This window comes from Ruegeria sp. S263 (assembly GCF_056780525.1).
Window position 1 is genome coordinate 2,809,377 of the sequence record NZ_CM165558.1, and the last position, 12,062, is coordinate 2,821,438.

General features: G+C 58.3%; 12 protein-coding genes. 11 read left to right on the forward strand and 1 reads right to left on the reverse strand.

What is annotated here, in order from left to right:
- Window positions 1-54 precede the first annotated feature (54 nt).
- Window positions 55-747: a metal-dependent hydrolase gene (locus tag ACT2B1_RS14000; RefSeq protein ID WP_481667970.1), complete on the forward strand. Its 693-nt coding sequence runs from the start codon at window positions 55-57 to the stop codon at window positions 745-747.
- 20 nt (window positions 748-767) lie between these two features.
- Here the strand turns inward: ACT2B1_RS14000 and ACT2B1_RS14005 are convergent, their stop codons facing one another.
- Entirely contained in the window at window positions 768-1,229 is a 462-nt protein-coding gene (locus ACT2B1_RS14005; RefSeq protein ID WP_171120433.1) for a nucleoside deaminase, read from the reverse strand.
- Between ACT2B1_RS14005 and ACT2B1_RS14010 the strand changes: the two genes are divergently transcribed.
- The 10 genes from ACT2B1_RS14010 to ACT2B1_RS14055 all read left to right on the forward strand — a co-directional run bounded on the left by ACT2B1_RS14010 (window position 1,210) and on the right by ACT2B1_RS14055 (window position 12,041).
- Window positions 1,210-2,100 carry a pseudouridine synthase gene (locus tag ACT2B1_RS14010; RefSeq protein WP_481667971.1) on the forward strand — a complete coding sequence of 297 codons (891 nt, stop codon included), beginning with the start codon at window positions 1,210-1,212 and terminating at the stop codon, window positions 2,098-2,100. The two genes, ACT2B1_RS14005 and ACT2B1_RS14010, sit on opposite strands and share 20 nt — an antisense overlap.
- Before the next feature lie 175 nt (window positions 2,101-2,275).
- The gene (locus ACT2B1_RS14015) at window positions 2,276-3,190 is read left to right on the forward strand and encodes a 5-bromo-4-chloroindolyl phosphate hydrolysis family protein (RefSeq protein WP_171120431.1); all 915 of its coding nucleotides are present in this window, start codon (window positions 2,276-2,278) and stop codon (window positions 3,188-3,190) included.
- 28 nt (window positions 3,191-3,218) lie between these two features.
- Complete coding sequence (locus ACT2B1_RS14020; RefSeq protein WP_171120429.1) at window positions 3,219-4,409, forward strand: toxic anion resistance protein; 1,191 nt, start codon at window positions 3,219-3,221, stop codon at window positions 4,407-4,409.
- Window positions 4,410-4,413: 4 nt separating this feature from the next.
- The gene (locus ACT2B1_RS14025; protein WP_171120428.1) at window positions 4,414-5,370 is read left to right on the forward strand and encodes a DUF2927 domain-containing protein; all 957 of its coding nucleotides are present in this window, start codon (window positions 4,414-4,416) and stop codon (window positions 5,368-5,370) included.
- A 22-nt stretch (window positions 5,371-5,392) separates the two neighbouring features.
- Entirely contained in the window at window positions 5,393-6,541 is a 1,149-nt protein-coding gene (locus ACT2B1_RS14030; protein WP_481667972.1) for an SPFH domain-containing protein, read from the forward strand.
- A 38-nt stretch (window positions 6,542-6,579) separates the two neighbouring features.
- Window positions 6,580-7,668: a TFIIB-type zinc finger domain-containing protein gene (locus tag ACT2B1_RS14035; protein ID WP_171239651.1), complete on the forward strand. Its 1,089-nt coding sequence runs from the start codon at window positions 6,580-6,582 to the stop codon at window positions 7,666-7,668.
- Between the two features lie 100 nt (window positions 7,669-7,768).
- The gene (locus tag ACT2B1_RS14040; protein WP_171120422.1) at window positions 7,769-8,437 is read left to right on the forward strand and encodes a nitroreductase; all 669 of its coding nucleotides are present in this window, start codon (window positions 7,769-7,771) and stop codon (window positions 8,435-8,437) included.
- Window positions 8,438-8,457: 20 nt separating this feature from the next.
- The gene (gene dtd / locus ACT2B1_RS14045; RefSeq protein ID WP_171239650.1) at window positions 8,458-8,895 is read left to right on the forward strand and encodes a D-aminoacyl-tRNA deacylase; all 438 of its coding nucleotides are present in this window, start codon (window positions 8,458-8,460) and stop codon (window positions 8,893-8,895) included.
- A complete protein-coding gene (locus tag ACT2B1_RS14050; protein WP_481667973.1) occupies window positions 8,895-9,998 on the forward strand; it encodes a glycerate kinase type-2 family protein in 1,104 nt (367 codons plus the stop codon). Before dtd ends, ACT2B1_RS14050 begins: the two co-directional genes overlap by 1 nt.
- A gap of 51 nt (window positions 9,999-10,049) precedes the next feature.
- Entirely contained in the window at window positions 10,050-12,041 is a 1,992-nt protein-coding gene (locus ACT2B1_RS14055; protein WP_481667974.1) for a CocE/NonD family hydrolase, read from the forward strand.
- Window positions 12,042-12,062 lie beyond the last annotated feature (21 nt).

Below are 12,062 nucleotides of genomic sequence, written 5' to 3' on the forward strand. Positions count from 1 at the left end.
TTTACATAGCCGATGCTAGGTTAATGCCAACAGTCTGTTTCGGAGGATTTTTTCATGAATATCATTTGGCTGGGCCACGGCAGTTTCCGCATCGAGACCGGAGGGCAAGTGCTGCTGATCGACCCTTGGCTGACCGGTAACCCCGTTCTGCCCGAGGATCAGCACGACGCGGCCCTTGACGGCGCGACGCATATCCTTCTGACACATACGCATTTCGACCACGTGGCCGATGTAGTCTCGCTGGCCAAACACCTCAAGGTTCCGGTTGTGGGTCAGTACGACCTGATGGGGTACTGGAGCGAGTACGAGGGGATTGAGACCGTAGGCTTCAACAAAGGCGGCACTGTGAACTTGAACGGGGTGATGGTGTCGATGGTTCCGGCCTCGCATAGCTCGACCTTTTCCACACCCGACGGACTGCGTACCGGCGGCAGCGAGGTCGGGTTCATGATCGCGGGGGATGGTCACATGCTATATGTGTCAGGTGACACAGGTATCATGGCCGACATGGACTGGATGGGGGATTATTACAAACCCGACATCGGCATTCTGTCGGCAGGCGGACACTTTACCATGGACATGAAGGGCGCAGCTTACGCCGCCAAGCGCTATTTCAACTTCAAGACCGTGATCCCCTGCCACTACAAGACTTTCCCGATTCTGGAACAATCGGCGCGGCCTTTGGTCGAGGGCTTGCCCGGCGTCGATGTAATCGAGCCCGAAGTGATGCAGCCCATCAAGTTATAAAAAAACCTATAGGCTGGGCTTCAGCCCGGCACATCCCCCCGACGCGCCGCGAAGAATGCCTTTAGCAGTTCGGCAGCTTCCTGCGCTGCGATACCATCATAGACTTCGGGCACATGGTGCGCCTGCGAATGGGTGAAAACCCGCGCACCATGGGCCACGCCACCCGATTTCGGGTCAGCCGCGCCGTAGTAGATCCGCCGGATACGCGCCGCAGCTAAAGCCGCCGCACACATCGCACAAGGCTCCAGCGTGACGTACAGGTCATGATCCGGCAAACGCTCGGACCCAACAGCGGCACAGGCTGCGCGCAAGGCAAGGATTTCGGCGTGTGCAGTCGGGTCGTTCATCTCGCGCGTGCGGTTGCCTGCTGCGGCCACGACGCGATCGCCTGCGACAATCACGGCCCCCACTGGAACCTCACCCCGGTCTGCCGCGGCGCGTGCCTCTTGCAGTGCGATATTCATGAATGATCTGAACTCCATGCCTTTGACTGCATCAGAAACGCGTCTTTCGCAAGGCAACGGGATGCGCTATGGGCTGCGGATGAGCAAAACCCCTCCTCCCGGCGACCGGATCGCCAAAGTGATTGCCCGCGCGGGCGTTGCCTCGCGCCGTGAAGCCGAACGCATGATCGAAGCCGGTCGTGTGAGCGTGAATGGCAAGACCATCACCAGCCCCGCCCTGAACGTCACCGGCAAAGACAAGATCACCGTGGACGGCAAGCCGGTGTCCGAACCCGAGCCGTCGCGCCTGTGGCTTTATCATAAACCACCGGGTCTGGTGACGACGACACGGGACGAAAAGGGCCGCGCGACGATCTTCGACAACCTGCCTGAGGACATGCCCCGCGTCATGAGTGTCGGACGGCTGGACCTGAATTCAGAAGGGTTGCTGCTGCTGACGAATGACGGCGGCATCAAGCGTAAGCTGGAGCTGCCCTCGACCGGCTGGCTGCGCAAATACCGCGTGCGGGTGAATGGCCGCCCCAAGGACGAAGACTTCGCCCCCCTGCGCAAGGGTCTGGTGATCGACGGCGAACGGTTTCTGCCGATGGATGTCTCGCTGGACCGTCAACAGGGCGCAAACGCATGGCTGACAATCGGTCTTCGTGAAGGCAAGAACCGCGAAATTCGCCGCGCGATGGAGGATATCGGCTATGCCGTGAACCGGCTGTTGCGTGTATCATATGGCCCATTCCAACTGGGCAATCTAAAGCCCGGCGAAGTCGAAGAAATCCGACGCCGCGTGATGCGCGATCAACTTGGTTTAGACGCTGATCCCGCAACTCCGGCCAAACGCCCCGCGCGGCCGCAAAGACAACGTGCGCCCATCGGCAAGAAACCTCGCAAGTGACGCCAGTTAAACAACCTTCCCCCTAGCTTCGCAGGGTCTCTTGCCCTAGATTTTCCAGTAGGAAAGTCTTTGGGGGGCGTCATGTCCGGTACCGGAGTACAAAAACTGGCCTATGTGGTCCTACTTGTACTGCTCTTCGGTGTTTGCACCGGCGTACTTGGGGGCTTGTGAGCAGATGGCCAAACGCTATGGCGGAAAATTTAGTCCTCAGGGCGACGCTTCTCAGCCAGACCAACCCGCGCGCGGTCAATTCGACGGCGCGCGCGTAGAACCTGCGGGCGCGCGCGCAAACCTGCTTTTCCTGCCTGCCGTGCCGCTGGTGTTCCTATCGCTCAACGATGGCGCGGTTGGAATGACGATCGGATTGATCGCGGCGGGCGTTCTGACTGCGGCAGCGTTCCTTTTGCGTGAAGGCTTGCGCGCCGAAGCCGCGTATAACGCGCGCCGCGTTGCGCGAAAGCCCGCATTTCCACGAAAAATTTTCGCAAGTATTCTCACCGGCCTCGGCGCAGCGCTGGCCTCCTATCGTTCCGAATTTTTGGACGCGGCCTCTGCGTCTGAGGTCAGCTTGATCGCGCCAATCCTGTTTGGCTGTGTGGCGACGGTATTGCATTCGGTTTCCTTCGGGTTTGATCCGCTTTCAGACAAAGGGATGGAAGGCGTCGACACATTCCAGCAAGACCGCGTTGCGCGGGTTGTAGAAGATGCCGAACAGCACCTGACTGAGATGACAGACGCCATTAAGCGCGCTGGCGACCGAAGGATCGAGGCCCGCGTGGAACAGTTTCAGGACACCGCCCGAGATTTGTTTCGAACCGTCGAAGAAGACCCCCGCGATCTGGCCGGGGCGCGCAAATACATGACTGTATATTTACAGGGCGCGCGGGATGCGACGATTAAGTTTGCTGATGTGTATGCACGTACCCGCGACGCGCAGGCATTGGCTGACTATTCGGCCCTTTTGGATGATCTTGAACAGAATTTCGCGGCGCGAACCCGTAAATTGCTTTTGGATGACCGCAGCGACCTGACTGTTGAAATTGACGTGCTGCGCGAAAGGTTGCAGCGCGAAGGGGTTCGGTTGGATTGACCGGCCATTTTTTGAGAAAGGATTTCAAATGTCCAATGAGATCAAGAACAAGGCGGTAGAAGCAGAAACGCTTGTGCAGGAAGTAACGGCCGTCGCGCTGCCCGAACCTGCAGCCGAAGTGGTTTCGCTGGAAGAAGCAGATGAACCCGTCAGCGCGGAAATTCGCAAACGCATGGACGAGATTGACATGGACAACACGAATTCGATTGTCGCGTTCGGTTCATCCGCCCAGGCCGAGTTGCAGGAAATCAGCCAGGCGATGCTGGCAGACGTACGAAACAAGGACGTCGGCCCAGCCGGAGACAGCTTGCGCAATATCGTCACCACGATCCGGGGATTCTCGGTTAGTGAACTGGATGTGCGCCGTGAAAGAAGCTGGTGGGAAAAGCTGATCGGAAAAGCGGCCCCATTTGCAAAGTTCACCGCGCAATACGAAGAGGTCCAGGGCCAAATCGACAAGATCACCGACGACTTGCTGGGGCATGAACACACGTTGCTCAAGGACATCAAGTCGCTGGATTTACTGTATGAAAAGACGCTTAGTTTCTATGACGAACTTGCGCTTTACATCGCCGCTGGCGAAGAAAAGCTGACCGAGCTGGACAGCCATGACATTCCTGAAAAGGAAGCGGAAGTTAACGCCGCGCCCGAAGAAGAACAGGTGATGAAGGCGCAGGAATTGCGCGACATGCGCGCTGCCCGTGACGATCTGGAGCGCCGGGTCCACGACCTGAAGCTGACGCGGCAGGTGACGATGCAATCTCTGCCCTCGATCCGGTTGGTGCAGGAAAACGACAAGTCGCTTGTAACCAAGATCAACTCGACATTGGTAAACACCGTCCCGCTGTGGGAGACTCAACTTGCGCAGGCCGTCACCATCCAGCGCAGCGCGGAAGCAGCCTCGGCTGTGCGGGATGCGAATGATCTGACCAACGAGTTGCTGACATCCAACGCGGCCAACCTGCGGCAATCGAACAAGATGATCCGCGAGGAAATGGAACGTGGCGTATTTGATATCGAAGCGGTCAAACAGGCCAATGCCGACCTGATCGGGACGATTAACGAAAGCCTGGCAATTGCAGACGAAGGCAAAGCGCGACGCGCAGCCGCGGAACAAGAATTGCAAAAGATGGAGGCCGAGTTGCGCGATACTTTGGCCTCGGCCAAAGCACGCAAGGACGGCACTGGCGACAACGCCGGCAACGCTGTGCCGGGATAACCGAATGCGGAGACCGGGATTTCCAAAAGCTGTTCTGGGCATTGTTTCGCTGTTGGCGCTGGCCAATTGTGATGAGACACTGACGTCTTCCGTCGTCCCTGAAACGCGGCCTGCGCCCCCAGCACCTGCGGCGAATGCCTATGTCGCTCCGTCTGCCGCAAGCCAGGACCTTGCGCGATTTTATGAACGGGTTGAGCGTGATCTGCTGACACGCGGTTTGCTACGCACCGATGGCGGCGGGCCGGACACCCCGTTCGATGCAGACGACTTGGCGCGGAACTTTGAAGCTATCGCTTTCTACAGCGAATATCCCGATCACGCGGTCGCAGCATCGTCCCGGCAGACAGACGGGCAACTCAGTCGCTGGTCGGGGCCTGTGAGGGTACAGACAGAGTTCGGTCCCTCGGTCTTGCCTGCCACACGCACGCAAGATGCAACCGAGGTTGAATCCTTTACCGCACGGCTGGCAAAACTGACCGGGCACCCGATCTCGGTCGTGAATCGCCGCGCAAACTTTCACGTCTTTTTCGCAGGCAAGGATGACAGCGCCTACGTCGTGACCCGTCTGAAAGAACTGATCCCGAATATCAGTCAGGCCTCGCTGGAACTGGTTGCCAATCCGCGCGCGAATATCGACTGTTTCGTCTTTGCCTCAGCCACAAGTTCTTCACCATATAAATACGTGCGTGCCGTCACCTTGATCCGAACCGAGTTGCCGGAATTGCTGCGTCGTAGCTGCATCCACGAAGAAATTGCACAAGGGTTGGGATTGTCGAACGACAGCCCTGCAGCGCGGCCTTCGATTTTCAACGATGATGATGAATTTGCGCTGTTGACCAGCCATGACGAAAAGCTTCTGACCATGCTGTATGATCCGCGCCTCGAACCCGGCGTGACGGTGGATAGCGCGCGCCCGGTGGTCCGGATTATTGCACGCGAATTAATGGGCCAGCCGCTCTGAGCCCCCTGAAAGGAGACCCCAAATGGGTATTTTCGATTTTCTGACCGGCGAATTTATTGACGTCATTCACTGGGTCGATGACACCCGCGACACAATGGTTTGGCGGTTCGAGCGTGAAGGTCATGAGATCAAATACGGGGCCAAACTGACCGTGCGCGAAGGTCAGGCCGCCGTGTTCGTGCATGAAGGACAATTGGCGGATGTGTTCACGCCGGGCCTTTATATGCTTGAGACCAACAACATGCCGATCCTGACAACCCTGCAGCATTGGGATCACGGGTTCCAGTCACCGTTCAAGTCCGAGATCTATTTCGTCAACACCACCCGGTTCAACGACCTGAAATGGGGCACCAAGAACCCTATCATGCTGCGCGACCCCGAATTCGGACCGACCCGAATTCGCGCGTTCGGAACCTATACAATCCGCGTCAAAGATCCGGCGAAATTCATGGTCGAGATTGTCGGCACTGATGGCGAATTCACGATGGATGAGATCAGCTTTCAGATCCGCAACATCATCGTGCAGGAATTCAGCCGCGTGATCGCCGGATCGGGCATTCCGGTTTTGGACATGGCCGCCAACACCGCGGATTTGGGCAAGCTGATCGCGGCCGAAGTCTCACCGGTATTGGACAGCTACGGGCTGGAGATGCCCGAGTTTTACATTGAGAATATCTCGCTTCCGCCTGCGGTCGAGGTGGCGCTGGACAAGCGCACGTCAATGGGGCTGGCGGGCGATCTGGGTAAGTTCACGCAATATTCAGCGGCCGAGGCAATGACAGCGGCTGCCAACAATCCCGGTCAGGGCGGCGGTATGGGCGCAGGTCTTGGAATGGGCATGGGAATGGCGATGGCCCAGCAGATGTCGAACATGGCAGCGGGTCAACAGAGCGGCCCGTGGGGAAGCCCCGCCCCCGCTGCCCCGCAACCGTCGGCGCACGCGGCACCACCGCCCCCGCCACCCGTCGAACATGTCTGGCATATCGCCGTGGATGGGCAGACCAGCGGACCATTCTCGAAAGCTAAGATGGGACGCATGGCCGCCGAGGGTGAAGTCACACGCGACACCCACGTTTGGACAGCAGGTCAGGATGGGTGGAAAAAGGCCGGCGATGTCCAGGAGCTTGCTCAGTTGTTCACCATCCTGCCACCACCTCCGCCGGGGACCTGATCCGGTCCGCGTTTGTTTTTGATGAACGAGGGGGCAACATGACCAAAGAGCACAGATTTCCCTGCGATCAATGCGGTGCGGACTATCGGTTCAATCCGGGCGACGGAACGCTGACGTGCGATCATTGCGGCCATTCCCAGAGCATCGCCGCCGGTCCTTGGGGCGGCGCAACCCTGAAGGAGCTGGATTTCAACGCCGCCCTGTCAGAAAACCTGCCGGAAGGTGAAATCGAAGAAACCCGCGTTCTGACCTGCCCCAATTGCGCAGCCCAAGTCGAGTTTGACCCCGACACCCATGCAGCGGAATGTCCGTTTTGCGCCACCCCAGTGGTCACAGGTACCGGCGTCAGCCGACATATCAAGCCACGCGGTGTTCTGCCCTTTGCACTGGACGAGCGTTCCGCGCACAAAGCGATGGGGGATTGGCTTGGTCGTTTGTGGTTCGCGCCCAATGGTCTCAAGGACTATGCCCGCAAAGGGCGCAAGATGCAGGGTATCTACGTACCCTACTGGACATTCGACGCGGATACGCAATCCTCTTACCGGGGCGAGCGCGGGACGGTTTATTACGAAACCCACACGGTGATGCGCGACGGAAAGCGGGTGCAGCAGCAGGTCGCCAAGATCCGCTGGTCACCAAAATCGGGACAGGTCGCGCGCTTTTTCGATGACGTTCTGGTCCTGGCTTCTCGATCCCTGCCCAAAAGCTATACCGATGCGTTGGAACCCTGGGACCTACCTGCGCTGGAACCTTATCAACCCGAGTATCTGGCGGGCTTTCGTGCTGAGGCTTACACCGTCGAACTGAACGAAGGTTATACAGAGGCTCGGGGGTATATGGCTCGTGTGATTGAACGTGACGTTCGGTTCGATATTGGTGGTGATCGCCAACGCATTCATTCGGTCGATACGGACGTTCGGGATGTGACCTTCAAGCATATTCTGCTGCCGGTCTGGATGGCCGCCTACAAGTACCGTGGCCAGACCTATCGGTTTGTTGTCAACGGACGTACCGGTCGGGTTCAAGGTGAGCGTCCATGGTCGGCGATCAAGATCACGATCGCGGTTGTTGTCGGCCTGCTGGTCGCGGCAGGGGTTGGGTATCTGCTGGCGACTGGGCAACAGTGATCGGGCGAACGGCATCAGGACCGGTTTCGCCGTTTAAGCGCTTGAACATCCTCAAACCACACGCCATCCTCGCCCCGTCGACGCCGATGGGGAGGCCAGTGTGACGTTATCGGACCTGAACACGCTATTGGCTGCGCGCCACTCCTGTCGGGCATTCCGCCCCGATCCGGTTCCACGGGAACACATCGAGCAAATCCTGATCAGCGCAGGCCGTGTGCCCAGTTGGTGCAATGCACAACCTTGGAATGTCGTGGTCACCAGCGGCACTGAAACCGAGCGTTTTCGCAATGCCCTGCGAGAGGAGGCAATGTCCGGCGCGCCAGCCCCTGACCTGCCCTTCCCCACATCCTATTCGGGCGTCTATCGGGATCGCCGCCGAGAATGCGGGTGGGCCCTTTATGAAGCCGTCGGCGTGGAACGTGGCGACCGCGCGGCTTCGGCACGACAAATGATGGAGAACTTTACTCTGTTTGATGCGCCGCACTGTGTGATCTTGTCTAGCCCGGCTGAGCTTGGGCCTTATGGGGCGATGGATTGCGGCGGGTTCGTCACCGCTTTTACGCTTGCGGCCCAAGCCCTTGGCGTGGCCACCATTCCGCAAGCGGCAGTTGCAAGTTATGGCCCGTTCCTGCACCGCTATTTTGACATCCCGGAAGACCGTCTGATCCTGTGCGCGATATCCTTTGGCTATGCCGACAAAGACCACCCGGCTAACGGTTTTCGTACGGATCGCGCCAGCCCGGACGCTTTTGTCGACTGGCTCGGCTAAGAGCATTTTGGAGAAACAGATTGCGCGCAGTATTACAACGGGTCTCTCACGCCAAGGTTTCGGTGGATGGCGACGTGATTGGTCGAACTGGCCCCGGCCTCATGGTGCTTGTTTGTGCAATGCAGGAAGATGACGAGGCGTCTGCACAGCGGCTTGCGACCAAAATCTCCAAGCTACGCATATTCAAGGATGATGCAGGCAAGATGAACCGGTCCGTTCTGGATATTAGCGGATCCGCTCTTGTGATCAGTCAGTTCACGCTGGCCGCTGACACATCGCGCGGAAATCGTCCCGGGTTCTCAGAAGCTGCCTCGCCTGAGCTTGGTAAGCATCTGTACGAGGTGTTCGCTGCAAAGTTGAGTAGTCTCGGGATTCCTACGGAAACAGGGCAGTTCGGGGCGGATATGGCAGTGGAGCTGGTCAATGATGGCCCCGTCACGATTTGGGTAGAAAGCTGATGGATCAAAAACAACGTGCAATTCGCATCTGGCAAGCCGGTGTGGATGCAGTCGGCGGGCACGCGGCGACCACAGCAGTCTTGGACAGCATTGCGGCACCCGATCAAATTCTGGCCGTTGGGAAACCCGCCGCAGCGATGGCGCGAGCCGCGCTGGAACATTTTGGGCCTAAACCGACATTGGTTGTCACCAAAGATGATCACGGACGCGATCTGCCTGACCATGTGACGATTATAGAAGCCGCACACCCCGTGCCGAATTCTCGCAGCCTTGACGGGGGCCGCGCCCTACGTGAGGCGGTAGAAGCGATGGGCCCTGCCTCGCATTTGCTGCTGTTGGTGTCAGGCGGTGCATCCTCGCTTGCCGACGATCTTGTCCCCGGCAAAACGCTTGCTGATTTGGAGCAGTTGAACCAAAAGCTGCTGTCTGAAGGGCTGGACATAACGGCCATGAACGCCGAGCGTCGCAAGCTGTCGCGCATCAAGGGCGGTGGGCTTCTCTCGCATTTTCGCGGCGACAGGGCGACTGTACTTGCGATTTCTGACGTGCCCGGCGATGACCTGAATGTCATCGGGTCGGGAATTGGTGCATTGCCCGACGCGCCAAAGTTTCAAGCCTCGACTCAGATCGTGGCCTCTAACGCCATTGCCCGGGCTGCTGCGGTTGCTGCCGCAAAGTCAGAAGGCTGCGATGTGATTGCGAATGAAGAATGCTTGCACGATGACTATCTGAGCGTCGCAAGTCAGTTGGGACAACGTCTGCGCGACATGCCGAAAGGCGTCATGGTCTTTGGCGGAGAACCAACGGTTGTTCTGCCCAAAAAACCCGGACGCGGTGGGCGCAATCAGGCGCTGGCGCTGGCCTTGGCCAAAGAGGTTTCGGGCATTCCTGGCATAACGATAGTGGTTGGTGGCACTGATGGAACGGACGGCCCGACAAACGCAGCGGGGGCCGTGATTGATGGGGCCACCTGGAATCCAACAGCGGAAGAATTTCTGAAAAACGCCGATAGCGGCAGCTATCTGGATCAGGTTGGGGCCTTGCTGGTTACGGGTCCGACCGGGACAAACGTAATGGACTTGCTTGTCGCAATCCGCACATAGTTTGACGATTTTCAATGGACCGAGAAAATCAAAGACGCTGAGACTGAGACAATGACGCCCAATCCCAATACGCTGTACGATATTCAGGATCTGCCGGATGTCGGCATTCACATGCCGGACGGTTGCCGCCTTTCGGCGCGAATCTGGATGCCCGAAAAAGCTACCGAGACCCCCGTTCCCGCCATTCTGGAATTTTTACCGTATCGCAAACGCGACGGGACCGCGACACGCGACGCGCTGACCCATCCCTGGTTTGCCAAACGCGGTTACGCCTGTATTCGTGTCGACATGCGCGGCAATGGCGACAGCGAAGGGCTGATGGAAGATGAATATACCCAGCAGGAACTGGACGATGCAGTCGCGACGATCGAATGGTTGACGAAACAGCCTTGGTGCACGGGCAGCGTCGGCATGATGGGTATCAGTTGGGGCGGCTTCAATGCATTGCAGGTCGCGGCCATGCAGCCCGAGGCGCTGAAGGCGATCATCACGCTCTGTTCGACGGCTGATCGCTATGCGGATGACATCCATTACAAGGGCGGTTGCCTGCTGAATGAAAACCTCGGATGGGGCGCGACAATGTGGTCCTATTCTTCGCGCGCGCCCGATCCGGCCTTACGCCCGAATTGGCGTCAACTTTGGCTGGACCGGCTTGAGAATGAACCGTTCCTGCCCTCGGTTTGGCTCCGCCATCAAACGCGGGATGCGTATTGGCAGCATGGCTCGGTTTGCGAGGACTTCAGCGCGATCCAAGCTGCGACTTTGGCCGTCGGGGGCTGGGGCGACGCGTACAAAAACACGGTTCCCTTGCTGGTTGAGCAGTTGAAGTCCCCGGCCAAAGGCATCGTTGGGCCTTGGGTCCACAAGTACCCGCATTTCGCCGTGCCCGAACCCCGGATCGGGTTTCTACAAGAAGCGTTGCGCTGGTGGGACCACTGGCTGAAAGATGCAGATACCGGGGTTGAGAGCGACCCGGATTACCGCGCGTATCTGATGGACGGGGTTCGCCCGCAACGCTGGTACAACGACCGCCCCGGGCGCTGGATCGCTGAGAATGAAGGCGCCACATCCCATTTGCCGACGCAAGATTGGCACCTGACCGATTCCGGAATGGGCGCGTCGGGTCCTATGGATGTCAGGGTCCGTTCGCCTCAGACATGCGGCATGGAAAGCGGTGAGTATTGCGCCATCTGGCTTGGTCCGGACATGCCAGGTGACCAGCGTACAGACGATGCCATGTCCGCCTGTTTTGACGGCGAACCATTGGGGGCGGATCTTGATATCGTCGGTGCACCCCGCATTCGGTTGCGGATCAGCGCAGACCGACCTCAGGCGCAGGTTGCCATACGTCTGAATCACCTGCACCCGGACGGGGCCTCTACGCGCATCACATATGGCGTGTTAAATCTGTCCCATCGCGACAGCCATGCCCAACCTGCCCCCTTGTCCCCCGGCGTCGCGTATGATGTCACGCTGGATCTGGACCACATCGCCTATCGGGTTCCGAAAGGTCACCGCCTACGCATGGCTGTTTCAAGTGCCTATTGGCCCTTGATCTGGCCGTCGCCGGAGCCGGTTGAACTACATCTGACTAAGGGCGAAGTCTCGATCCCTGTTCGTCCGACAGAAACAGATGAATATGTTTTCCCGCCCCCCGAATCCGAGGCGCCGCGTGACGCCACCATCCTACGCAAGGCCCAAAACAACAGACGTGTCGAAACGGATATGAACACAGTTGAGACCCGCCTGATCATCGAAGATGACTTTGGCCTGACAAAGGACAATCACCACGGCCTGACAAATGGCGGAACCGCTTACGAATGCTGGTCGATCCACCCGGATGACCCTCTTTCAGCCAAAGGGCATTGCCTCTGGACGCAGGAATTGCAGCGGGACGGTATTGAATTGCGAACCGAAACATCCTGTCTAATGTGGTCAGATCACACTAGTTTCTTCCTCAGGGCGAAATTGACAGCCTATGAGGGGGAGGTTGAGGTGTTTTCGAAGGAACTGGAGGATACCATACCGCGCAACCAGATGTAATTTTTCGGGCTGAAAAGGTAA